Annotated in this window: 21 protein-coding genes, 1 tRNA gene and 1 other RNA gene; 17 read left to right on the forward strand and 6 right to left on the reverse strand. The window is 48.5% G+C overall.

The window, feature by feature from the left end; translation table 11 throughout:
- Nucleotides 1–15 precede the first annotated feature (15 nt).
- The 10 genes from dxr to LRP57_RS02705 all read left to right on the forward strand — a co-directional run bounded on the left by dxr (nt 16) and on the right by LRP57_RS02705 (nt 10,719).
- A complete protein-coding gene (dxr, locus tag LRP57_RS02660; RefSeq protein WP_231204868.1) occupies nt 16–1,233 on the forward strand; it encodes a 1-deoxy-D-xylulose-5-phosphate reductoisomerase in 1,218 nt (405 codons plus the stop codon).
- Between the two features lie 124 nt (nt 1,234–1,357).
- A complete protein-coding gene (locus tag LRP57_RS02665) occupies nt 1,358–2,596 on the forward strand; it encodes a M50 family metallopeptidase (RefSeq protein WP_231204870.1) in 1,239 nt (412 codons plus the stop codon).
- Nucleotides 2,597–2,814: 218 nt separating this feature from the next.
- Entirely contained in the window at nt 2,815–3,951 is a 1,137-nt protein-coding gene (gene ispG / locus LRP57_RS02670; RefSeq protein ID WP_231205230.1) for a flavodoxin-dependent (E)-4-hydroxy-3-methylbut-2-enyl-diphosphate synthase, read from the forward strand.
- Between the two features lie 24 nt (nt 3,952–3,975).
- Nucleotides 3,976–4,467 (forward strand): hypothetical protein, encoded by a 492-nt coding sequence (locus LRP57_RS02675; protein ID WP_231204872.1) that lies wholly within the window; start codon nt 3,976–3,978, stop codon nt 4,465–4,467.
- A gap of 305 nt (nt 4,468–4,772) precedes the next feature.
- Nucleotides 4,773–6,581, forward strand: coding sequence for a proline--tRNA ligase (locus tag LRP57_RS02680; RefSeq protein ID WP_231204874.1), 1,809 nt, complete (start codon nt 4,773–4,775; stop codon nt 6,579–6,581).
- Between the two features lie 6 nt (nt 6,582–6,587).
- On the forward strand, nt 6,588–7,079 hold the full coding sequence (def, locus tag LRP57_RS02685; protein ID WP_231204877.1) for a peptide deformylase: 492 nt from the start codon (nt 6,588–6,590) through the stop codon (nt 7,077–7,079).
- Nucleotides 7,080–7,339: 260 nt separating this feature from the next.
- The gene (locus tag LRP57_RS02690; RefSeq protein WP_231205231.1) at nt 7,340–7,840 is read left to right on the forward strand and encodes a DUF3145 domain-containing protein; all 501 of its coding nucleotides are present in this window, start codon (nt 7,340–7,342) and stop codon (nt 7,838–7,840) included.
- Nucleotides 7,841–7,876: 36 nt separating this feature from the next.
- Entirely contained in the window at nt 7,877–8,281 is a 405-nt protein-coding gene (locus tag LRP57_RS02695; protein WP_231204879.1) for a phosphopantetheine-binding protein, read from the forward strand.
- A 136-nt stretch (nt 8,282–8,417) separates the two neighbouring features.
- Nucleotides 8,418–9,854 (forward strand): aspartate ammonia-lyase, encoded by a 1,437-nt coding sequence (gene aspA / locus LRP57_RS02700; protein WP_231204882.1) that lies wholly within the window; start codon nt 8,418–8,420, stop codon nt 9,852–9,854.
- 256 nt (nt 9,855–10,110) lie between these two features.
- The gene (locus LRP57_RS02705) at nt 10,111–10,719 is read left to right on the forward strand and encodes a thymidine kinase (RefSeq protein ID WP_231204884.1); all 609 of its coding nucleotides are present in this window, start codon (nt 10,111–10,113) and stop codon (nt 10,717–10,719) included.
- Nucleotides 10,720–10,900: 181 nt separating this feature from the next.
- Here the strand turns inward: LRP57_RS02705 and aceE are convergent, their stop codons facing one another.
- Nucleotides 10,901–13,633 carry a pyruvate dehydrogenase (acetyl-transferring), homodimeric type gene (gene aceE, locus LRP57_RS02710; RefSeq protein WP_231204886.1) on the reverse strand — a complete coding sequence of 911 codons (2,733 nt, stop codon included), beginning with the start codon at nt 13,631–13,633 and terminating at the stop codon, nt 10,901–10,903.
- Between the two features lie 254 nt (nt 13,634–13,887).
- Between aceE and LRP57_RS02715 the strand changes: the two genes are divergently transcribed.
- A complete protein-coding gene (locus LRP57_RS02715) occupies nt 13,888–14,286 on the forward strand; it encodes a DUF3052 domain-containing protein (RefSeq protein ID WP_231204888.1) in 399 nt (132 codons plus the stop codon).
- A gap of 291 nt (nt 14,287–14,577) precedes the next feature.
- A tRNA-Val gene (locus tag LRP57_RS02720) sits at nt 14,578–14,654 on the forward strand.
- Nucleotides 14,655–14,843: 189 nt separating this feature from the next.
- On the opposite strand, the gene LRP57_RS02725 is transcribed toward LRP57_RS02720, so the two are convergent.
- The 4 genes from LRP57_RS02725 to lipB form a co-directional block, all read right to left on the reverse strand.
- The gene (locus tag LRP57_RS02725; RefSeq protein WP_231204890.1) at nt 14,844–16,235 is read right to left on the reverse strand and encodes an NAD(P)/FAD-dependent oxidoreductase; all 1,392 of its coding nucleotides are present in this window, start codon (nt 16,233–16,235) and stop codon (nt 14,844–14,846) included.
- A 314-nt stretch (nt 16,236–16,549) separates the two neighbouring features.
- Complete coding sequence (locus LRP57_RS02730) at nt 16,550–18,043, reverse strand: class I adenylate-forming enzyme family protein (RefSeq protein ID WP_231204892.1); 1,494 nt, start codon at nt 18,041–18,043, stop codon at nt 16,550–16,552.
- A gap of 53 nt (nt 18,044–18,096) precedes the next feature.
- Complete coding sequence (gene lipA / locus LRP57_RS02735; protein WP_231204894.1) at nt 18,097–19,257, reverse strand: lipoyl synthase; 1,161 nt, start codon at nt 19,255–19,257, stop codon at nt 18,097–18,099.
- Complete coding sequence (gene lipB / locus LRP57_RS02740; RefSeq protein WP_231204896.1) at nt 19,257–19,964, reverse strand: lipoyl(octanoyl) transferase LipB; 708 nt, start codon at nt 19,962–19,964, stop codon at nt 19,257–19,259. The genes lipA and lipB overlap by 1 nt, the downstream gene beginning before the upstream one ends.
- 128 nt (nt 19,965–20,092) lie before the next feature.
- Here lipB and LRP57_RS02745 point away from each other — a divergent pair, with 128 nt between their 5' ends.
- The gene (locus LRP57_RS02745) at nt 20,093–20,941 is read left to right on the forward strand and encodes a Nif3-like dinuclear metal center hexameric protein (RefSeq protein WP_231204898.1); all 849 of its coding nucleotides are present in this window, start codon (nt 20,093–20,095) and stop codon (nt 20,939–20,941) included.
- Entirely contained in the window at nt 20,938–21,669 is a 732-nt protein-coding gene (locus LRP57_RS02750) for a zinc ribbon domain-containing protein (protein ID WP_231204900.1), read from the forward strand. Before LRP57_RS02745 ends, LRP57_RS02750 begins: the two co-directional genes overlap by 4 nt.
- Nucleotides 21,670–21,699: 30 nt before the next feature.
- Here LRP57_RS02750 and LRP57_RS02755 read toward each other — a convergent pair whose 3' ends face one another.
- On the reverse strand, nt 21,700–22,503 hold the full coding sequence (locus LRP57_RS02755) for a YaaA family protein (protein WP_231204902.1): 804 nt from the start codon (nt 22,501–22,503) through the stop codon (nt 21,700–21,702).
- 146 nt (nt 22,504–22,649) lie between these two features.
- Here LRP57_RS02755 and rnpB point away from each other — a divergent pair.
- The 3 genes from rnpB (at nt 22,650) to LRP57_RS02770 (ending at nt 23,715) form a co-directional block, all read left to right on the forward strand.
- An RNA gene (gene rnpB, locus LRP57_RS02760) (RNase P RNA component class A) lies at nt 22,650–23,015 on the forward strand.
- 11 nt (nt 23,016–23,026) lie between these two features.
- The gene (locus LRP57_RS02765) at nt 23,027–23,386 is read left to right on the forward strand and encodes a CrcB family protein (protein ID WP_231204904.1); all 360 of its coding nucleotides are present in this window, start codon (nt 23,027–23,029) and stop codon (nt 23,384–23,386) included.
- The gene (locus LRP57_RS02770; RefSeq protein ID WP_231204906.1) at nt 23,383–23,715 is read left to right on the forward strand and encodes a FluC/FEX family fluoride channel; all 333 of its coding nucleotides are present in this window, start codon (nt 23,383–23,385) and stop codon (nt 23,713–23,715) included. Before LRP57_RS02765 ends, LRP57_RS02770 begins: the two co-directional genes overlap by 4 nt.
- The last annotated feature ends 158 nt before the right edge of the window (nt 23,716–23,873 follow it).

The raw sequence follows: 23,873 nt of genomic DNA on the forward strand, positions 1-23,873 counted from the left end.
GATAAGTAGCAGAATATGCGTGATATAGTCCTCCTCGGATCTACAGGTTCTATAGGAACTCAAGCACTAGATATTGTGGCAAGAAATCCAGAGGAATTTCGATTACGCGGTCTCGCTGCTGGTGGCGCGCACCTTGAGCTATTGGCTCGTCAGGTATGCGATTTTTGTGTGGAAGTTGTGGCCGTAGCAACGTACTGTGCGCATGAGTTACGTGCAATTATTGAGGAAAAACGGCAGGATTTTTCACAAAGCATACCCATGCCCACAATCCTTGAAGGACCCGATGCTGCAACGGAACTAGCAGGGATGTTCCCAGATGCCGTTGTACTCAACGGCATCACCGGCGGCGTGGGTTTAGGCCCTACACTGGCTGCCTTACAAGCAGGATCTACTCTTGCTCTTGCAAACAAAGAATCTTTGGTAGTAGGTGGGCCTCTTGTACGTGCAGCTTTACAACGGCCAGGCCAAATTGTTCCTGTTGACTCTGAACATTCAGCTATTGCCCAAGCCCTCAGGTCAGGTATTCACGAGAAAGGCCTTACCTCACCACGTATCACAGGACGTTCTGAGGTCGCGGAACTTGTATTAACAGCTTCAGGAGGCCCATTCCGAGGACGTTTACGTGATGAATTACGTCATGTCACACCTGCCCAAGCGCTGGATCACCCCACATGGAATATGGGACCGGTGGTGACGATTAACTCGTCGACCCTAGTCAATAAAGGCCTTGAACTTATTGAAGCGCATCTCTTATTCGACGTTCCTGCTGAACATATTCAGACAGTTATTCACCCGCAGTCGATTGTTCATTCAATGGTGACCTGGAATGATGGGGCAACTATTGTTCAAGCTTCACCACCGGATATGCATTTACCTATTGCACTTGGAATGACGTGGCCGCAACGTTTGAAAGAGGTTGAAATTCCTATTCGTTGGGATGCAATGCAGAGCTGGATTTTTGAGCCGGTCGATCATCAAACTTTCCCGGCCATCCAATTAGCACGTTACGCAGTCAGTGCATCTGCGACACATCCGGCCGTGTATAACGCGGCAAATGAGGTTTTTGTTGAGGCTTTCCTGCGGGGTTCTTTACCTTATCTGGCAATTGTTGATTTGTTGGGTACAGTACTGGAAGCCTATGAGGGTGTACAAGACCCCAATATTGACGATGTGATGGAAGCACAGCGTTGGGCGGTCTCATATGCCCAACAACAAGCCTCACACTATGCTTAATCATCAAAACACTACGTAATGCCAATATAAAAGCGTGAAGTGTTTTCTGATGAAATCACACTATATTCACACTTTTCTATCAGTCGCTGTATAGGTGACTGTAGTAACGAAAGGAGGCGGGCGTATGGCTTCTGTATGGGGAGTACTTTTCATCATTGCAGGACTGGTTATTTCCGTCGCGTTGCATGAACTTGGACATATGCTTTTTGCTCGCCTTTTCGGTGTGCCTGTCCCTGAATTTGCTGTAGGTTTTGGGCCAAAGATTTTTTCGCGTCGATGGCGTGGAACAACGTACTCATTACGAGCGATACCTTTAGGTGGTTTCGTCCGTATTCCGGGGATGTTTCCACCGGCACCTGCGAGGACACGCCTGACTAATCGCCGTGGAGAACCTACTCTTGCTGAACAAGCACGGGCAGAAAGCGCAGCGAGTCTGCCTGTAGGTCAAGAAAATCACGCTTTTTACCTTCTGAGTGCACCGCGTAAAATTCTCGTGATGCTTGCCGGTCCATTAATGAATCTGCTGATCTGTATTGTTTTAACCGCTATAGCAATGTGCGGAATTGGATATCAGGCACCGACAACAACCGTGGCACAGGTACTTCCAACAGTATCGACTGCGCGCGGTGAAATGACAGGTCCTGCCGCTGCTTCAGGTCTGGTAGAAGGAGATGTTATTGAGGCGATCAATGGCGCTACCATTAACGAATGGAGCGAAGTACAACAAGCAATTGCGCAGGCTCCAACTCGCACTGTTGATTTAACAGTTAAACGTGCGAATCAGCATATACGTGTGACGCTGACACCTGAAACTTCTGAATCAGGTCAAGGAATTGCCGGTATCGTGGCAGGAACAGCGTACCGCTCAGCTTCGCTTGCTCAACTATGGCAGATGAATACGACAATGGCTCAAGGAACTGTTGCTTTGATTATTCGCCTGCCTCAGGCAGTGTGGAAAGTCGCTGTTTCTGTTGTGACGGATGCTCCTCGTGATTCTCAAGGACTGATATCCGTTGTTGGTGTGGGACGTATTGCCGCAGAAGTAACAGGGGAGAGCACAGCATTAGGAGTACGTGATATCCGCCAAAGCCTTTCAGTGTTACTTATGCTATTGGCTTCACTGAATATGGCTTTATGTATTTTCAATGTGCTGCCTTTACCTCCATTGGATGGTGGTCATATCATGGGTGCTCTATATGAGGGTATGCGCCGACGTATCGTTTTATGGAGGGGCGGTGCTGATCCTGGCCCTGCTGATACTGCGCGGTTAATGCCGCTGACCTATGTGGTAGGTGCTTCTTTACTTGTGATGACAGTTATTCTTGTACTTGCAGATATTATTAAACCAATTTCTGTGACCTAATAATGTAACTGAGCTTCACGCGCCTGACACTGAAGCAGCACCGGTATGCACGTGATGAAAAATGCCTTCTGATCTCAACATGTCACTGTGGGCCGTTCACTCAGGTAAATGGAGTATAAGAGCTGAGCGAATGTGATGTCCTGAAAATAATTGTTTCCTGTTGAGCTAATGATGAAACAGTCAGTCATAATAATGAGGTGACTGAAATTTCCCTCGGCATGCCCTCAGTGCAGACGCAACCATTTCCTCGACGGAAAACTCGACAAATTATGGTCGGTGATATTCCCGTAGGCGGGGGAGCGCCAGTCAGTGTCCAATCAATGACAACGACAAAAACGCATGACATTGGTGCTACTTTGCAACAAATTGCTGAACTGACTGCTGCCGGTTGCGACATTGTACGTGTGGCCTGTCCTACAGACAAAGATGCTGAGGCTTTACCGATTATTGTGCGGCAGTCACGGATTCCAGTCATTGCTGATATCCATTTCAATCCAAAATATGTTTTTGCTGCGATTGAGGCAGGATGTGGAGCTGTACGTGTAAACCCGGGTAATATTCGCAAATTTGACGATCAAGTTGCTGAAATTTGCGCAGCTGCCCGCGATCATGGAACTTCTTTACGTATTGGTGTCAATGCAGGTTCATTACATCCAGATCTGTTGAAAAAATATGGACGCGCCACACCGGAAGCATTAGTTGAATCTGCTGTATGGGAAGCCTCGTTATTTGAAGAAAATGACTTTCATGACTTTAAGATTTCTGTGAAACACCATGACGTGCTCACAATGATTGAAGCGTATCGTCAGCTTTCCGAGCAGGGGGACTGGCCCTTGCATTTAGGAGTGACTGAGGCTGGTCCCGCATTCCAGGGAACAATCAAGTCAGTGTCCGCTTTTTCGATACTTTTGGCTGAGGGCATTGGGGATACTATTCGTGTTTCTTTATCGGCTCCGCCTGTTGAAGAAGTGAAAGTGGGATGTAAGCTCCTTGAATTTATGGGGTTACGTGACCGCACTTTAGAGATCGTGTCTTGTCCCTCTTGTGGGCGCGCACAAGTGGATGTGTGGACTTTGGCGGATAATGTCACAGAGGGCTTAAAAGATCTAACTGTGCCTTTGCGTGTAGCGGTGATGGGTTGCGTGGTGAACGGGCCAGGTGAAGCACGTGAAGCTGATCTGGGTGTTGCTTCCGGTAATGGTAAGGGACAGATTTTCATTCAAGGCGAGGTTGTTGAAACTGTTCCTGAAGATCAGATTGTGGAAACTCTCATCCGACACGCGAATATTTTGGCAGAAAAACTTGGCCTTAACGAAGGTGATGGTCAGGTGGAAGTCCTACCGGTTACCCGGTGAACATCGTACAGAAAGCAGTTCATTATGCGTAAACTTCGTTTCCTCCTTGCAGGTGCCGCACTAGGTGCGGTGTTTATACGGATGACAGGTTTCCCTGCGCGTATTGGTCTGACACAAAGTCAAGCAGCCGTGTCATTACCAGGTGACTTGCTTTCTCCTTCAGCAGATGTTGTCGTTGATCGCGCTGTCCTCATACATGCATCACCTGAACGAGTATGGGAAGTGATTGATGCAGCTTTCCATGCAGAGGAAAAGGATGTTCTGGTGAAAGAACTGTGTGATTGCATGGTTTTACGCGCAGCTTATCCTACGCAAGAACCTGATTCGCCTGTACAGGGGACATGTGCTCTTGTGCTTTTACCTGAAGCGAATGGGACAACACGTGTGCATATGCGTGAGCGTCATACATCCTCACCAGAAATGTCTGCACGTAAAATTCGCGCTCTCTTAGCTTTGGAGTCTCCTGTTGCTTTGCGCATGTTGTATGACATTAAACATGTAGCAGAGATGAACTAATACATCTATCCGTGGTGCGAATAATTATTTCTTTTCTAGGGAGCGACTGAGCGTAGGCTGCTGCCAAGTGGCGGTGTCACGTTCGTTTGTTCACAGATATCCACATGTGCTCTGAAACGGAGCGATACAGCGTGGCAGGAGTTGAACCTTTGCTCTGCTTGTTTCAGATGGACTTCTCAAAGCAGCCGCAACTGTGTAGAAGATGAGTTCTTGAGCTGATTTTTGATGTGATACGTGCCGTTTATTTGTTCGACAGGTGAGGCGCAGTTGTACGTGCATGGGGGAAGTGAACTACTCTTAAGAGCGTGCTAAAAACGCTTTCTTCATATTTCTTACGTACTTTACGTGAAGACCCTGCCGATGCTGAGGTAGCATCCCATAAACTGCTGATTCGTGCTGGCTACATTCGCCGCACAGCGCCAGGTATTTATACGTGGCTTCCTTTGGGTTTACGTGTTTTACGTAATGTCGAGCAAGTAATTCGTGAAGAAATGGATCGTATAGGCGGTCAGGAAGTACATTTTCCGGCACTTTTACCGGCTGACCCGTATAAAGCAACACATCGGTGGGAAGAATACGGACCCACTCTTTTCACCTTGCATGATCGTAAGGGAGGAGATTACCTTTTAGCTCCTACCCATGAGGAAATGTTCACTTTGCTGGTGAAAGATATGTTTTCCTCATATAAGGATCTGCCTTCGACCTTGTATCAGATCCAGACAAAGTACAGGGATGAAGCACGTCCCCGTGCGGGTCTGATTCGTGGGCGCGAATTTGTCATGAAAGACGCTTACAGTTTTGATCTAGCCGCCGAAGGGCTTGAAGCATCCTATATGGCTCAACGTGGGGCCTATGAACGTATTTTCCGTCGCCTTGGTTTGGAATACGTCATTGTTTCTGCGATGTCGGGTGCTATGGGAGGTTCCCATTCTGAGGAGTTCTTACATCCAAGTCCTATTGGTGAAGATACTTTTGTGCGTTCTGCTGGGGGATATGCGGCAAATGCTGAAGCGGTAACAACGCCTGTTCCAGATGTTGTTCCTTTTGAAGGCATTGCTCCTGCTCAAATATTTGATACGCCAGATTCACCGACTATTGATGCTTTGGTTGATTTGGCTAATCGTCTGCACCCGCGTGAAGATCGTGCGTGGAATGCTGCTGACACCTTGAAAAATGTCGTTGTGACTTTGACGCATCCTGATGGTGAAAAAGAACTTTTAGTTGTGGGAATCCCTGGGGATCGAGACGTCGATATGAAGCGCTTAGAAGCTTCAGTTGCGCCCGCTGAAGTTGCTATGGCGAGTCCTGAAGATCTTGCAACGCACCCTGAACTTGTGCCTGGATATATTGGTCCTTCAGTTATTGGTCCGAATTCGCCAGCACGTGTGGTCGATGATGAAGGAAATATTTCCGGTTCAGTGCGTTACCTCCTTGATCCGCGAATTGTTGAGGGCACAACGTGGATTACTGGCGCAAATGCTGTGGACCAGCATGTGTTCTGGTTGACTAAGGGCCGTGATTTTGAGGCTGATGGCACCATTGAAGCTGCAGAGGTTCGTGAAGGCGATCCTGCACCAGATGGCTCAGGCCCGCTGCACTTAGCTCGTGGTATTGAGGTGGGACATATTTTCGCCTTAGGGGATAAGTATGCAAAGGCTTTGGGGCTGACTGTTTTAGATGAAAACGGTAAGTCGCAGGTGGTCACGATGGGGTCTTATGGTATCGGTGTTTCACGTGTCGTGGCAGCGTTAGCTGAGGCTTATCACGATGATCGTGGTCTTTCGTGGCCGGTTAATGTGGCACCTTTCCATGTTCATGTGCTGGCTACAGGTAAAGGTGATGAGCTTTTTGCTGCGGCTACTCACCTGTCAGAATTATTGGAAGAACGTGGTCTTGATGTTCTGTACGACGATCGTCGCAAAGTGAGCGCGGGTGTGAAATTTGCTGATGCGGAGCTTATTGGTCTGCCAATTGCGGTTGTTGTGGGTCGTGGTCTTGCTGACGGTAAAGTGGAAATTCGTGTGCGGACAACAGGGGAGCGTATGGAGGTTCCTGTAGAAGAAGCTTGTGATGCTGTTGAGAAGCTGTATCACGACTTGCAGGAAAAGGAGTGATCCTACGTGGCTATCCGTGATATCCGTATTATTGGTGATCCTATTCTTCGGACGCCCTGTGAACCTATTACTGATATTGATGCGCGTGTCAAAGCGTTGGTTGAGGACCTTCTTGAAGGTGTTGACTTGGATGGGCGCGCAGGGTTAGCAGCTAATCAGATTGGCGTGGGGCTACGGGCCTTCTCGTGGAATATTGATGGCGAAATCGGGTACGTTCTGAATCCGACATTGGTGGCTTTATCTGAGGATGAGTACCAAGATGGTGACGAGGGGTGCCTATCGGTTCCGGAGCTGTGGTATCCGACTCGGCGCGCCTGGTATGCGCGTGTTGAGGGGATTGACCTTGATGGTAAACCTGTCATTGTTGAAGGCGAGGAGCTAATGGCTCGCTGTTTGCAGCATGAAACCGATCATCTTGACGGCATGATTTATATTGATCGTTTAGATCGTGCAACACGTAAGAAAGCTTTACGTGATATACGAGAAAAAGCTTTCTGAGTTTTCTGCGTGTTGCATCCAGTGCTGTAAAGCGTGTTGAGTCTAATACGCACGTGTTGCTTGTGTGTCTGCTGCGCAAAATGAGGTAGGTAAGGCTGATTAGGGTCGCGCGTAGTGTTTTCCGCGTGTCCCTTGGCTTTTCTTGTCGCAAACACCGATAATGAAGTAACACTGCGAGCATTTATGCGCTTATACATGACAAAAGAACAGATGATCGAGGGCGTAGGGGAAGACGATCCTCAACATACTGGGAGGTCATGATGAGAGGAACCTACACCCGCGGTGTACTTTTTGTGCATTCAACACCGGCGGCTTTGTGCCCTCATATTGAATGGGCGGCTGGTACGGCGTTAGGGCAAGAGCTGCACCTGCAATGGACACCGCAGGATGCTGCGCCTTCAATGCTGCGCACAGAATATCCGTGGGTGGGACCTGTTGGATCAGGTGTTCGTCTTGCTTCCGCTTTGCGCGGCTGGGAACATGTGCGCTACGAAGTGACCGAAGAACCCACAGCAACAACTGACGGAGGCCGTTGGGCGCATACGCCTTCGCTAGGGATTTTTCATTCACAGGTGGACAGTGTAGGAAATGTCGTGATACCGGAAGACCGTGTACGCGCTGCAATAGAATCTTCCTCATCATATGAAGAACTACGTGAACGTCTTGACCTTGCATTAGGGCAAGCATGGGATGATGAGCTGGAGCCATTCCGCTATGCCGGTGCCGGTGTTGCCGTCAGATGGCTCAACCAAGTTGGCTAAAATGCCATCCCACCATGAGAAAGTGCTGCACCGATTATGGGAACAATTGCTGAACTTATAGGGTATCAACTTGCCGTCGAATCTTTAGCAGATGAAAATACGCCTCCATCTGACACCGCAGCAAAGAAAAACTCTGATGATTCTGATGATTCTTCACCCACTGATTTAACAGAAACGGAACAGGCCGCCGCTTTGCTTTCGCCTATCCAGCAAGCACAAGAAATAGCAATGACAGCGCTTCTGGCTGAAACAGGTATTGAAGCACAGGATATGCGCGCAGACCTCACTTTACGTGGGGACCTTGATCTTGATGTGATTGGTTTATATGCGGTTATTTCGACTATTGAACATGAGTGCCGAATATCTTTTACTGATCTGGAAATACATAAATGGCACACGGTAGAGGATTTTCTTCAAGCTGTAACTGAGCATGTGTCATGAACCTGATATTTTCCTCGCTTTTCTTTACCTTATTCGTAAAATTTGCATTAATTATTCGGATTCGCTTCCACACGGGCATGTGAACCTCTAATATTTATGTAGGACTTAAGGCATAACTTCTATGGAAGGACAGCACATGGACGTGCGCATTGAACAAGACCTTTTAGGTACACGTGAAGTTCCTGCAGAAGCATACTGGGGGATCCATACACTCCGTGCCATAGAGAATTACAGAATTTCAGGACGAAGCATCTCAGAAGTCCCCGAGATGGTTCGCGCAATCGTACAGGTGAAAAAAGCTTCAGCACTGGCAAATAAAGAGCTCCGCGTTATGGAATCCGCTGTTGCTGACGCTATTGTGGCCGCATGTGATTCCATCCTTGATGAAGGACGTTGCATGGATCAATTTCCTGTTGACCAATTTCAAGGTGGTGCAGGAACAAGCGTCAATATGAATGCAAATGAAGTAATTGCGAACCTCGCCCTCGAACTCATGGGGAAATCTAAAGGCGAATACGCCCTGATTCATCCCAATGATGACGTTAATCGCTCTCAATCAACAAATGATGCCTACCCCACAGCATTTCGTATTGCCCTCCATCGTGAAGTAAAGCATCTGCGACAAGCCCTCAGTGAACTTGCTGACGCATTTGCTGCGAAAGGCCAAGAATTCGCTGATGTCCTCACTATGGGACGTACCCAACTTCAAGATGCAGTCCCTATGACTTTAGGGCAAGAGATGATGGCTTTTGCTGTTACCTTACGTGAAGAAGATGATCGGCTAGTAAATAATTCTGATCTGCTGTTGGAAATCAACCTTGGGGCAACAGCAATTGGAACGGGAGTAAACACGCCTCCCGGTTACCAAGAATCAGCGGTACGTCATCTGCGCTCTATTACTCAACTGCCTGTTAAAGGAGCTGCTCACCTTATTGAAGCAACCTCAGATACAGGCGCCTATGTCTCTATGCATGCAACTATTAAACGCACAGCTGTGAAACTATCAAAGATCTGTAATGATTTACGTCTCTTGGCTTCAGGACCGCGTGCTGGACTGAATGAGATTAACCTTCCTGAAATGGCTGCGGGTTCCTCGATTATGCCCGCCAAAGTGAACCCCGTGATTCCTGAAGTTGTGAACCAAGTGTGTTTTGAAGTTATGGGGAATGATCAAACTGTCACTATGGCTGCTGAAGCTGGGCAACTACAGCTGAATGTGATGGAACCTGTGATTGCACAGTCTTTATTCAGCTCATTGTCTTTGCTGGTAAATGCATGTTGTACTTTACGCACACGTTGCGTCGAAGGCATAACAGCGAATACGGATGTGTGCTTGGGGTATGTGACCGGTTCGATTGGTGTGGTCACCTACTTTAACGATGTGATCGGGCACCACATGGGTGATATCGTAGGTCGCCGCGCTGCAGCAGAAGGACGCACAGTACGCGAAGTAATTCTTGAGATGGGATTGCTCAGTGAAACTGAAGTTGATCAGATTTTATCTCCAGAAAACTTGGCACATCCTTCTTTTAGAGGCCGAGTGCTGGCACCAGAAGGCGAAGGCGAAGAATAAAAATCTGGCGATTATAGGCAACTGATAGTGCGGCAATGGCGCAAGTCAATCACTTCGTCAAAGCTACACGATAATTCTCATAGAAATTCACCGCGTGTCTGATAAGGAATAAGCAGATGCGCGGTGAAATGTTTTATGTAGGCGGCTCGGTCGTATAGATATATCCGGCTGCATGATTGTGTGTGTGAGGGCCTAGAAAAGCTGCGTTGCCTGAAGCCAGTGAGATACCATCTCTACCGTGTGAAAGGAGCCTTCAGTGGCGAAACTATACTTCCGTTATGGGGCAATGAACTCCGGTAAAACAACAGCGCTTTTGCAAGCAGCTCATAATTATGAGGAACGCGGCCAAAATGTCCTTTTGGTTAAACCGGATGTTGATACGAAAGGTGGACGCAGTATTGTTTCACGCTTAGGTGTGGCGCGTAACGTGGATATCCTTGTTCCCGCTGAGGCTGATCTTATGCGTGTTATCACAGAGACAGTGTCGCAGGCTCAGAAACCGATTGCCTGCGTTTTAGTTGATGAAGCGCAGTTTTTAACACCTGCTCAAGTTGATGACTTAATGGTTATTGCTGTTCAAATGGGGATTCCTGTTTTGGCTTATGGCATACGTACCGATTTTCGGACGCTTTCTTTTCCGGGTGCTCGTCGTTTACTTGAAATTGCGCACTCTTTGGAAGAACTAAAAACTATCTGTAGGTGTGGGCGTAAAGCCATGTTTAATGGTCGCCAAGCTGATGGTCACTTTGTTTTTGATGGTGAACAGGTCGCTATTGATGGAGTGGAAGTAACATATGAGTCTTTGTGCCCCTCATGCTATTTGAAGGCGGGTGGAATTTTACCTTTTCGTGCAGAAAAGGCGTAGCTATCAATGTGCTGGGCCTGGCTTGTCCTGTAGCCCTTGTTCTATGGTCGTGGATGCAGGGGAAGTAAGTAGATACTTGACCGTGATTGCGTGGAACATGCCTGAAATTGTCGAGAAACCTGAGTTAAGCGTATAAAAAGAGTGCCCCCGCACATACGCGAGGGCACTCTGAGGATGAATTTCAGTGGTGTTCAGGTTCCGTTGCTGGAATATTCAGCAGGTCATATCGGTCAATTGCCTGCTGCAAAACTGAACGATCAAGGCGACCTTCTTCCACGAGGGCTTGGAGGGTGCGTAACACAATTGATTCAGGATCAATGTGGAAATGGCGACGAGCTGCGCGACGTGTATCAGATAAACCGAAGCCGTCAGCACCGAGTACATGGTAGCGGCCTGGCACCCACTGGCGGATAATATCGGGAAGTATGCGATCGTAGTCAGTGGAAGCGATGAAAGGACCTTCTGCACCGCCCAAACGGGTCGTGATAAATGGGACTCGTGCTTCTTCTTGCGGATGCAGGAAGTTATATTCATCGGCTTCCAAAGCGTCACGACGAAGTTCAGTCCATGAAGTCACGGACCATACAGCCGCATCTACACCCCATTCTTCGGCGAGCATGCGCTTGGCTTCACATACCCACGGCAAGGAAATACCAGAACCCATTAGCTGAACTTTCAGCCCTGTGCCGTTATGGTCTGCAACTTTGTAAATACCTTTCAGCAGGCCTTCACGGTCTAGGTTTTCTGGTTCAGCAGGCTGATGAATAGGCTCGTTGTACACGGTCAGGTAGTACAGCACATCAGGATTACGACCATCTTCGGGGCCGTACATGCGTTGTAAACCATCCCAGATGATGTGTTTGATTTCGTAGGCGTAAGCCGGATCGTAAGCGACAAAACCGTGGTTTGTTGCGGCGAGGATTGGGGAGTGCCCATCCAAGTGTTGTAACCCTTCACCGGTGAGGGTGGTTTTGCCTGCGGTAGCACCAATGACGAAACCGCGTGCCAGTTGGTCAGCAGCAGCCCAGAACTGGTCACCTGTGCGTTGGAAACCAAACATGGAATAGAAAATGTAGAACGGCACCATCGGTAGGTTATGAGTGGTGTACGCCGTGCCGACAGCTTGGAAAGCTGCCGCAGAACCGGCCTCCGTAATGCCTGTATGTAGGACTTGTCCCTGTTCAGATTCCTTATAGGACAACATCATGTCAGCATCAACGGCCGTGTAATTTTGCCCATGCGTATTGAAAATCTTGGCTGAAGGGAAGATAGCATCCAAGCCGAAAGTACGTGCCTCGTCAGGAATAATCGGCACGATGTAGCGTCCCACATTCTTGTCTTTAATGAGGTCTTTCATTAAACGGACAAGAGCCATTGTTGTCGCAACTTCGAGCTGACCTGATCCCTTTGATAAAGAATCGAAAGGACGTGCCGGAAGCTCTGGGAGTTGAGGATTACGGTCTGTGCGACGTTCAGGAACCCAACCACCAAGTTTTTCACGTCGTTCTTTCATGTAGAGCAGTGCTGGATGATCTGCTGGTGGCATGTAGTACGGCGGTTTGTACGGATCTGCTTCGAGTTGTTCATCTGTAATAGGAATTTGCAGACGATCACGCAGCAGTTTCGCATCCTCAAGGGTGAGTTTCTTCATTTGGTGAGTTGAGTTACGGCCTGCGAAGTTAGAGCCGAGTGCATACCCCTTAATTGTGTGGGCGAGGATGACTGTAGGTTGCCCAGTGTGTTCGACTGCTGATTTATAAGCTGCGTACACCTTACGGTAGTCATGGCCACCACGTTGCAAAGCCCAAATCTGGTCATCTGTCCAGTTTTCAACCATTGCTTTCGTTCGGGGATCGCGTCCAAAGAAATGCTCGCGGATATAAGCACCGTCATTTGCTTTGAAAGTCTGATAATCGCCATCAAGCGTGTCATTCATGAGGTGAACAAGGGCATCGTCTTTATCAGTGGCTAAGAGCTGATCCCAACCGCGACCCCATACAACTTTAATGACATTCCAACCGGCACCTTTGAAGAACGCTTCAAGTTCTTGAATGATTTTGCCATTTCCGCGTACCGGTCCGTCTAAACGCTGCAAATTACAGTTGACAACGAATGTGAGGTTATCTAATCCCTGCTGGGCTGCTAATTGCAGGAGGCCACGTGATTCAGGCTCATCCATTTCGCCGTCGCCAATGAAAGCCCATGTGCGTTGCTGTGAAGTGTCCTTTAATCCACGCAAATGCAAGTAACGGTCAAACCATGCTTGGTAGATTGCGGCAGCAGGACCAAGACCTAATGAAACGGTTGGGAATTCCCAGAACTCAGGAAGCTGACGAGGGTGCGGGTATGAGGGTAATCCATGAGATGTTGATACTTGCTGACGGAAGCCGTCCATTTCTTCCTCAGTGAGGCGGCCTTCGAGGAATGCGCGCGCATACGGACCAGGGGAGGCGTGCCCTTGGAAGAATACGTGGTCACCACCGCCAGGATGATCTTTTCCGCGGAAGAAATGGTTTAAGCCAACTTCGTACAGAGTGGACACTGAAGCGTAAGAGGAAATATGTCCACCTACTTTTACGCCAGGACGTTGTGCTCGGGTGACTTGAACTGCAGCATTCCAACGAATCCAACGACGATACTGGCGTTCCATTGCCTCATCACCAGGGAAATAGGGTTCATCCTGAACAGGGATTGTATTGACGTAGGCAGTGGTGTAATTCTGTGGGAGTTGGACTCCTGCTCGCCGTGCTTCATCCAACATGTGAATAAGGATGTAGCGGGCGCGGGGGCCACCTTTTTCTTCAATGAGTCCAGCTAGAGATTCCACCCACTCGGCGGTTTCAGCGGGATCATTGTCAGGGACCTGACTGAGCAGGCCATTAACTACAGGGTGCATATCGCTCGCTGAGCTCATGGTTCCTCAATTCCTCAGTAAAAGGAGTGCGCAGTTCACACTCCCTTGTGAATACCTACGTCTATTGTCCCCTTTTACGACGAGATTTGCGACCCTGTGAAGGACCTCCGGCCCATGAGAAAAACCTCATTCTTGTAACACTGTGGTCAATATTGTGGGCAATGAGGCAAAGAGGGGGCGAATGTGTTTTACGATATCCATGTGGTATCTGCAAGAATACATGTGACGTATTCGTCGGAAGGTGGTCGGTTAAAGTGACCGTAAGTTTAGGTTTCACTACTGGCCAAATCGTTCAAGAGTTTTATGTTGATGATGACTCTGACGAAACATTGCGCGAAGCAGTTGAAAAGAGCACAGGCGAAAAGCTTGTTGACGATGAATACGGTGACGTCGTTGATGGCGCAATTGTCTGGTGGCGTTCAGATGATGCTGAAGAAGAAGATTTGGCTGATCTTCTGGTAGATGCGATGTCGAATCTCGACGATGGCGGCCTGATTTGGGTACTCATTCCTAAACCAGGACGTCCTGGCGCTGTTCCGGTTGCTGATGTGGAAGAAGCAGCGAAAGTTGCTGGCCTGCATACAACGTCAGCTGCATCGGTGGGGCCTGAATGGGCTGGGATTCGTTTAACTGCTCGTTCGCGTAATCGCTGAGGCAAAGATACGCGGTATAGGCAGTAAGATTGTGCTTCCGAATACCCGTATATCTTTGAGATAGTCTTGTGTACATGATACGAGGCTCATACGAAGGGGATCAGGGCAAGCTGTACTTTGTGTACATGCAGCTTCTTTAATAGGGACTTCTTTTCTTCAGCTTGTAGCGCTTTCAATTCTTAGTGAAAGATTGTGATTTATTCGGCATATCGCACCTAAGGAAAGTGCTGGAATTCCATTCACAGGATTTTTCCATTACAATAGTTCGGTGCCTTCTTGAGGGCATCGTTGGGGCCTGTAGCTCAGTTGGTCAGAGCGCTGCGTTTACACCGCAGAAGTCATCGGTTCGAACCCGGTCAGGCCCACCATTCATTCTGGTATATAACTTATTAACCGTGCAGACACTGATGACTGCTTACGGTACATACGCGGAACACTGCAAACGGAGCTATTTCCCTGTGGAAGTAAAATGTCACGCGGCCTAGGCAACACATATGTATATCACCCAGACCGCGTTATACAGTGCACTGCTCTGCACTTAACACATGTGGAAAACCTTAATCCATCTTTGCCGCAGTATCTGCAGATTCAGATGCGGGAGAAGGAATAATCTTCTCCCCTGCAACAAGGCGTCCAGAAGAACCTGTTCCCAGATTTTCTAAGGCTAAACGGCCAACCATTTGCTGATTTGTCACAGTGCGTTCCGTGCGAGCACCAGAGGCAAAACTAATAAACCAATGAAGAAGGGTGCCTACTTGCGCCTTGAAACCAACGATATACAGCAAGTGCAGGAAACACCATGCTAACCATGCGGGAAAACCTTTTAAGCTCATTTTCCCCACTCGTACCACAGCTTTGAAACGAGCAATTGTCGCCATTGAGCCTTTGTCGCGGTAGGTAAAAACGGTTTTCTTTGGTGAAATTCCACGTAAACGAGCCTGAATAATATCTGTCACAAAACGTGCAGACTGAATGGCACCTTGTGCAACCCCAGGGACACCGGGGACAGACATCATGTCGCCGACAACAAAAATTTCTGGATGATTTTTTATTGTGAGGTCTTTTTCAACAATGACACGTCCCGAACGATCAAGCTCAACACCTGTGTGCTCATGGAGGACCTGTCCCAAAGGAGAGGCCTGAACACCTGCTGCCCATACTTTACATATGCTGTTGATTGTTTCCGTATTGCCTTCACGGTCTTTCAATGTGACGCTATCTGCTGTTATGTCGGTGACGAAACAATTCATGCGCATTTCTACGCCAAGGCGATCAAGGGCTTGCCGGGTTACTTCGGACAAATTGTCGCCAAAGACAGGAAGGGGACCGGCGGCTCCATCAACAAGGATGACGCGAGCCAAAGTGGGGTCAATATGACGAAATTCTCCGCGTAGTGTTTTCGAGGCAAGCTCACGGATTTGCCCAGCCATTTCCACACCAGTGGGACCAGCACCAACGACAACGAAAGTGAGGAGCTTTTTAATGATTTCTGGGTCAGATTCGATTTCTGCACTTTCAAAAGCACCGAAAATACGAGCACGTAGTTCGAGTGCATCATCAATAGTTTTCATTCCAGGAGCAAAAACAGCAAAATGCTCATTTCCAAAGTAGGACTGGCCTGCTCCGGCGGCAACAATCAACGTGTCATATGGGGTTTGGTCGGCGCGATTATGGTTACGCCAGTGAACAATTCGATTATCAGTGTCGATGTCTTCGACCAGAGCTTGTTTGATATGCACATTTTTCTGGCGGCGTAAGACTTCGCGTGTAGTTGGTGCGATATCGCCCTCAGATAGAATCCCAGTAGCTACTTGGTATAGTAATGGTTGGAATAAGTGATGGCTTGTGCGAGCGAGAATGGTGATATGGGCATTGGCTGTGCGCAGCCTGCGTGCTGCCATTAAGCCGGCAAAGCCTGAACCAATAATAACGATACGATGGGTACTCATACTCTCTCCTGTAATTACGACACAGGTATGTTACTAAAATAAGGGCTATCTTCATAGAACAGAGAATGTGAATCATCTAATCCTTTATTTTCCCAGTGGCTCAAGGACACAAAAATACGGATATGCGCTGCCACTAGCTACCCTTGAGCGTGGGTACTTTCACTCAAACCACCATGTGTCGTACACCTAACAATCAACAGAAGGATGCATATGCTCTTTGTGTTGATACTCAACACAATGCGTGACATGCATGAGGAATCGCGCTCCCCCCCCTGTATCACAGTGCAAGGCAGCAGGCCAGATCCCTTGAGGTTTTACTGAGCGCTATCAAAATACGCGCGGGCAGCATGAGGATCAGGTTTCCCTGTTGAAGTCGTCGGCAAAGATTCCACCCAACGAATAAGACGAGGCTGCTGCCACGGAGCCAAAAAGTCGCGTGTGAACTGTTGAATCTGTTGAAGTGAGGGAAGACCCTGCATATTCGACGCGTACGCAGGATCAGGTACCACGAGAGCAGCAACAACTTGCCCCCAACGCTCATTGGGAATACCTAAAACCAGGACATCTGCCACAGAATCTAAAGTCCGCACAGCATCCTCAACAACTCCCGGAGCAACGAGTTCCCCACCAGTATTAATTAAACGCGACAGACGCGAAACAAAATGAATGAAACCTCCCTCATCGTAGTGAACCATATCGCCTGTATCCAACCATCCATCTGCGCGCGAAGTAACCACACCCGGTCCACGCACATGCAAATGACCTAATACATGCGGAGAATGTATAGGGGAACCCTCATCATCAACTACTCGTTCTTCAACATAAGGGAAAGGGCGACCAATCGCACCAGGATGCGCTGACTGAGCATCAGGAGAACACATAAGACCAGCCCCACCGGTTTCAGTCATACCCCACACATGAATAGGACGCAGACCCCACTCGTGTAAGCGTTTTGCTAAATGAGTGGACATACGCTCACCACCAATCAAAGGACGGGTCCACGAAGAAATATCCGCTGCGGCCTCCTCTCGGGCAGACAAGAAAGCGTGACACATCGCAGGGACGGCAAACATCATCGAAATCTCATAGCGTTCAATGGCGCGCAAAATAAAAACCGGGTTGAAACTATCAAAAACAACGACGGTGCCACCATGAGTAAAGACATCCATACTCGTCCCATTAAAACCGCCAATATGTGACAGAGGCGCACAAACCCCCACCACATTGATGCCGGGTGAATATTCAAAACCATCACGGAAATTTACTGAAGCCCACCACAGATGCGCATGTGTTAAAGAAATTGGACGAGGTAATCCTGTACTGCCTGAGGTATAGACAATGGCAGCAATTTCATGATCCCGAGGGGTAATAGTTCCCGCCCACGGTTGCACACCCGAAAGTGCCTGATCGAGTTCATCCCATGTCACAGTTGGCCAAGCAGAAAAACATGCGCGCGATTGTGACTGGCCATCAGTAATAACTAAGTGTGGACGACAATCAGTAAATAAGACCTCCAGTTGAGCGTCAGGTAAACGCGGTGACAAAGGAACAGTGACAGCTCCAAGTAAAGAAAGCGCCACATGAGCAATGAAATGCCGAGGATTATTTACCGCAACAATAGCGACGCGATCGCTTGCCTTTACTCCATGTGACAGAAAAACCGCGCTCATACGGCACACGCTTTCCCAGGCTTGGCTCACAGTCCACGTTCGTCCACTGCAAGCCTCAATCAAAGAAATACGGTGAGGGTGTTGAAGCGCCGCGTGAAATAAAGGCCGTGCGGGAGCGTAATCAGGCATAAGCGGCATACATGGAATCTTTCTGTATAAAACGAGAATGGCTCACATAAATATGCTGACCATTACCTGCAATGTCCCTGTACGGTGAGGGGTTCCGTATGTTCAAGAGCAGAAGAAGGTTCCATATTTGCATGCTCTGCGGAATTATCTGTCAGAAGCGTTGAAGAATCCATACGGGCTTGACGAACAGCCTGTCGCGCAGCACGCCGGCGACGTAAATCCTGTAAAACTGTGCTGGCTTCTTGGACGGTTGAACCTGACTCTGATAAATGACTGAGGTGTTCAGGTATTGGTCGTTGTAGAGCGCGCATACCTTTAACCCATAAAGAGCCAGCACGATACGATGAACGCACCAAGGGCCCCGACATGACACCGGCAAATCCCATCTGTTCTGCTTCAACAGATAATTCAAGAAATTCTTCTGGATGCACCCATCGTTCCACCGGATGATGCATTGCAGAAGGACGCAAATACTGGGTAAGCGTAAGTAAATCACATCCGCAGTCACGTAAATCTTTCATCGTCGCAATCACTTCATCACGTGTTTCCCCCATGCCGAGGATGAGATTTGATTTAGTGAGTGCCCCTAGATCATGCGCGTAACGGATCATATCTAATGAGCGTTCATAACGAAAAGCTGGACGAATTTTCTTAAAAATCCGAGGGACAGTTTCGAGATTATGTGCAAAAACTTGAGGGTCTGTTGCTACTACTTCTTCGACACCCTCATGATGGCCGCGAAAATCATCAACGAGTAACTCAACACCGGTATGAGGACTGAGCTCGTGGATTAAACGGCACGTTTGAGCGTATAACCATGCTGCGCCATCAGGTAAATCATCACGTGTAACACCGGTAATAGTCGCATAACGCAAGTTGAGGTCACGTACTGACTCTGCGACGCGACGCGGCTCATCAGTATCATATTCCGTGGGACGACCTGTTGCTATATTACAGAAATCGCATCGGCGTGTACATATACGGCCTCCAAGTAAAAATGTGGCCTCACGGTCTTCCCAACATTCATGAATATTTGGACAATTCGCTTCTGCGCACACAGTATGTAAAGTTTTCTGCGACGCAAGGGAACGCATATCCATGTAATTCGCACCGGAACGAGCACGCGAACGAATCCAATCAGGTTTATCTTCAATAGGTGTTTGCGCGTTACGTTCTTCAATACGCAGAAGTTTGCGACCTTCAGGCTGCGGCAAAGTACTCATCAGTGAGCTCCAGAAGTAAGAGTTGTCGGCAAATCATGTAAATCGCGGATATACCGCATGTGATCGGATGAGGAGGCAAGGCAATCAGCAATAGATTCAACAAGATGATGGATCAAAACTTGAGCGACAGTTTCCATATCCGTGTGGACCCCCTCCATATGCAAGGAAGCAACATCAGCATCGACAAGACCACATGGAATAATGCCACGGAAAGCATGTGCCATATCAATATTCACATTCAGGGCAATACCGTGGAGCGTAACCCCTCGCGCGACTTTCAACCCGATTGCGCATATTTTACGGTCACGCCGCCCCTGCTCACGTAACCACACTCCTGCCCGCCCTTCGATACGTTCAACAGGCAGTTTCCACTGGCCTGTAAGAGCGTGCAACACTCCTGCTTCTACGCTTCTAATCCATTTGAGCGTATCAACAGGTTCACGTAGCCGAACAATAGGGTAAATCACAACCTGTCCTGGACCATGCCATGTGGCTGAACCTGCCCGATCAACATGGACAACAGGCACAGTGGTATCCGGTATATCTTCAGGTCGAGTATGTCGTCCTGCGGTCCACGTTGGCGTGAATTGACTGATGATAAGGGTATCTTCGCCGCCAGCGAGCACTTCGGTATGGTAGGCGCGTTGAAGATGGTCTACTTCTATGTAATCAACCAAGCCGTGAGGCAGCAAATCGATGATGCGCACGAAAGATAATCCTACCCTCATGTGAAAGGCAGAGGGGGACAGGCACATCTGAGAATACGATATGTGAAATATATGTTGTGACGAGACAAAATGCAGTGCCTGAGTTATCAGCGAATACACTCACACATATGAGTAAGTTGTGGACTGTCAGTGACGTAATCGCAATGATGGAACGATGGTATCCATCCCGCACCGCACACACGTGGGATCGTGTGGGTCTTGTCCTTGGAAACCCGCAACAACCTGTGAAACGTATCCTATTGGCAGTGGACCCTGTAAAGGCAACAGTTAACGAAGCTATATCAGGTGCATATGACATGCTCCTCACACATCATCCGTTGTATTTACGAGGCACATCTTTCCTTCCCGAAAACGATCCGAAAGGTCGTATGGTCGCCTCACTTATACGCGCAAATATTGCTTTATATACCGCCCACACAAATGCAGATATTGCACATAAAGGCGTGGCAGATGCTTTAGGTGAACGTTTGGGCTTACGCGATATGCGTCCGTTGATTTCTGAAGGATATGACACAGAAAAACACGAAATAGGCACCGGTCGAATCGGTTGTGTGGAAACAACGACAGTTACTGCCTTTGCAGATCATGTTGCGAGAGTCTTACCTGCTGGGACGCATGGTCTTTTTATTGGCGGTGACATAGATGCTCCGGTGCGGACCGTTGCTGTAAGCGGTGGAGCCGGGGACCAATTTCTTGATGCGGCTCGCCAAGCGAAGGCAGATGTGTATTTAACCGCTGACCTGCGACATCATCCTGCTTCTGAGCATTGTGAAAAAGGAACGCCGGCTTTGTTTTGCGCAAGCCACTGGGCAACAGAATGGCCGTGGTTACCTGTACTTGCCAACCGCATACAAGCTGAAGCAGCTGCTGAGAATGTGTCTTTGAGCGTAGAAGTCTCTACGATGTGTACTGAACCATGGATTCGTCATCAACCTACCCTAGGGGGACTGCAGTGATTGTTGCGCATGCTGATCAGCTTGTACTTCTTGATTTACAAGCATTAGATCAAAAAGAGTCCGCTTTGCGACATGCTCGTAATGCGCATCCCGCACATGCTACGGTCCGTGAATTTGCAGGTCGAGTTGAAGATCTTCAGCGTGCCCTTATCGGTCAAAATGCGGTGATTGCAGACATTACTCGTGAAGTCGAACGATGCGAAAACGAAATCCGCAAGGTACGTGAACGCCGTGACCGTCAAGAAGAACGCATCGAACAAGGCCACGTGCCTTTACGGGATATTAACCCGATGCAGCATGAAATTGCCCAGATGGTCCAACGCCTGTCAGATTTAGAAAACCAGCAGCTCAACGCAGAAGAACGTTTAGAAGAAACCCGTAACACCATTGAACAAATAAAAGAACGTATCGCTGCTATCACCGCTGATATTGAAGACGTCAAAGCACGTTTCCTTGAAGATGTAGCTACCAGTGATACTGAATTGCGTGCGGTGATTGCACGTAGGCGTGAAGTGGCAGAAAAGCTGGGCGAAACTGTGCTGGCTGAATATGAGCGTGCCCGTACACGTCACGGGGCTTTTGCGGTGATTGAAGTCCGTGACGGAGTCGTGCAAGGAGCAGGCGCTGATATATCACCTGCAGAATTAGACACTATCCGACGTACCCCAGCCGACCACATGTATTGGACGGAAGACACCGGACAAATTGTTATTCGGACACAAGAATAGGCGCGAACTGCAGTCTTAATTCATGCGTTCTTAATTCATGCGTTCACATATGACAAGGGTAGCGATGCGATGTGAACCACCCGCAGAATATGTGCGAGTCGGCCCTACTTCAAGGCTTTGTGCGTAATACTCGCGGCCGCGCGCATCACTGGCGTGAATAGAGGGCAGGAGATCACGTATCCAATCAACGAGGTCAATAACGTCGCATACTTCGTCGCAATGTGGATGCTTTATTAAAGCGCCAGTTAGTAGGCCTCGCCACCGTTTTGCCTCATGTGAAACTATTGAACGCTGTGTACCTGATTCACGGACAACAGTGACTTCTACAGTATGTGCCCACGGTGCAGGGCAAGCTTTCCGATACGGTCCTGATCGGCAATCCACAATAATGGACTCAGCGGCTTCTTGCGATAATGCCTCATCTAAAAAAGGTTTCCAATATGTTGAGAGAACAGGTGAAGAACCGATACGTGACTGAATAGGTAGTTTGTAGGGGGCGATCATATTGTTCGGAGTCACAACCCCATATAAGCCGCTCACAATACGTATAACGCGATCTACACGAGCTTGCGTATCGGTGTCAAAGGAAGCGAAACTGGCAGCCTGATACAGCACGCCGTTGTACACCTCACATGCGCGGGCGCAGGGGATATTCATGATGTCCGCAGAAGGAAAGGCGACAGATCTGGCAGAGTCTTGCATATTCTGCTGGTACAGGTGAAGGATATGGTGTCGTGCCGATGTTAAAACAGGTGCGTGTAAAAGCTGCATATCAAGTGCTGGCCCGTTTTCGGGAACATACTTGCCTTCTGATGGGGGAAGCCATATAAACACGCTCGCCAGCGTAATAGATTCATGTGACGGATGAAAAAAGGCGTCACTTTGTGGTCCCCGTATAGGTGAAAAACATGTGCTCTTAACGGAAAGAAAAGAAAGCCCATTTCCGATGTGCTTGTCTGCACGTTAGTATTACGTATGGATGAGGTGGTTGGGCGGCCGCGTCACGTAAGTGCCGAGGAACGTCCGGGCTCCACAGAGCACAGTGGTGGCTAACAGCCACCCGAGGTAACTCGCGGGATAGTGCCACAGAAAATAAACCGCCGCAGTTCTTGTGGTAAGGGTGAAACGGTGGGGTAAGAGCCCACCAGCGAAACGGGTGACCGTGTCGGCTAGGTAAACCCCACTTGGAGCAAGACCAAGCAGCAGATGATACGGGCGGCTCGTCCAATATCTGCGGGTAGGTTGCTTGAGGCTGGTGGTAACACCAGTCCTAGATAGATGGTCGCCACCGTGTTACCGGTAACGGTAACGCGGAACAGAACCCGGCGTATAGACCACCTCATCCCATCTACTGTAAATGTTCCCGCGCTACACTGTGCGTGTGCGTCATACTTTACTTATCGGTTACGGAGCTGCTCTTGGCGCGTGTTGTCGCTACGCTATTGCAACCTACTGGTATGTGGATGCCCCGTTCTCATTGTTGTGTATCAATGTAATGGGATGTTTCCTTATGGGGATTCTTCAAAGTGTTCACCCGATATTCACCACGGGATTCTTGGGAGGATTCACCAGTTTCTCGACTTTTATATTTCTCACCTATGCTCACATGAACTATTACAGTGGATTCCTGTATATCTGTATCACAATGTGCAGTTGCTTTGCCGCATGGTGGGCAGGAGATAAAATCCATCGGCTCCTACAGAAAAAACAGCAATGATACTCATACTCTGTGTATGTGCAGGAGGATTTATTGGCGGTATACTCCGAGCACTTGCGGCACATTGCGGACCATATGTGGGAACACTTATCGCAAACCTGACAGCATGTTTCTTTTGCGGTGTTATGAGCGCCCACGCCCCTGAATTATCACAGGAAATCCTGGCTTTTGCGCTTACTGGTATTGCAGGAGCACTATCAACATGGTCCACTCTGGCAAAAGAAATAGGAGAGCTTATTCGCCTAGGGAAGTATAGGTCAGTAATCTTCTACTTCCTATGTACGCTCTTGGGCGGAATACTCATGATGCATATTGGTCTTTCCTGCTAAAAGAATGGATAGACAAACAAAAACAACACAAGATACGGGAAAGGGCACAGTGGATATATTGATAGGGGATAAATGAGTGGAAGTAGGGGATAGCTCTCATTTTTGTTTGACAAGGCGTATGTAGGTGATTTCTTCATGCTGACACTGTGATCAGATAC

Origin of the sequence: Schaalia sp. lx-260, assembly GCF_021083645.1 — a bacterium.
Taxonomy (GTDB): Bacteria; Actinomycetota; Actinomycetes; order Actinomycetales; family Actinomycetaceae; genus Pauljensenia.

Excerpts from the sequence above, each read along its gene's own strand:
- dxr (WP_231204868.1), top strand. The coding sequence starts at position 16 with ATGCGTGATATAGTCCTCCTCGGATCTACAGGTTCTATAGGAACTCAA.
- LRP57_RS02665 (WP_231204870.1), top strand. The coding sequence starts at position 1,358 with ATGGCTTCTGTATGGGGAGTACTTTTCATCATTGCAGGACTGGTTATT.
- ispG (WP_231205230.1), top strand. The coding sequence starts at position 2,815 with ATGCCCTCAGTGCAGACGCAACCATTTCCTCGACGGAAAACTCGACAA.
- LRP57_RS02675 (WP_231204872.1), top strand. The coding sequence starts at position 3,976 with ATGCGTAAACTTCGTTTCCTCCTTGCAGGTGCCGCACTAGGTGCGGTG.
- LRP57_RS02690 (WP_231205231.1), top strand. The coding sequence starts at position 7,340 with ATGAGAGGAACCTACACCCGCGGTGTACTTTTTGTGCATTCAACACCG.
- LRP57_RS02695 (WP_231204879.1), top strand. The coding sequence starts at position 7,877 with ATGGGAACAATTGCTGAACTTATAGGGTATCAACTTGCCGTCGAATCT.
- aspA (WP_231204882.1), top strand. The coding sequence starts at position 8,418 with ATGGACGTGCGCATTGAACAAGACCTTTTAGGTACACGTGAAGTTCCT.
- aceE (WP_231204886.1), bottom strand. The coding sequence starts at position 13,633 with ATGAGCTCAGCGAGCGATATGCACCCTGTAGTTAATGGCCTGCTCAGT.
- LRP57_RS02725 (WP_231204890.1), bottom strand. The coding sequence starts at position 16,235 with ATGAGTACCCATCGTATCGTTATTATTGGTTCAGGCTTTGCCGGCTTA.
- LRP57_RS02730 (WP_231204892.1), bottom strand. The coding sequence starts at position 18,043 with ATGCCGCTTATGCCTGATTACGCTCCCGCACGGCCTTTATTTCACGCG.
- lipA (WP_231204894.1), bottom strand. The coding sequence starts at position 19,257 with ATGAGTACTTTGCCGCAGCCTGAAGGTCGCAAACTTCTGCGTATTGAA.
- LRP57_RS02745 (WP_231204898.1), top strand. The coding sequence starts at position 20,093 with ATGAGTAAGTTGTGGACTGTCAGTGACGTAATCGCAATGATGGAACGA.
- LRP57_RS02765 (WP_231204904.1), top strand. The coding sequence starts at position 23,027 with ATGTTCCCGCGCTACACTGTGCGTGTGCGTCATACTTTACTTATCGGT.
- LRP57_RS02770 (WP_231204906.1), top strand. The coding sequence starts at position 23,383 with ATGATACTCATACTCTGTGTATGTGCAGGAGGATTTATTGGCGGTATA.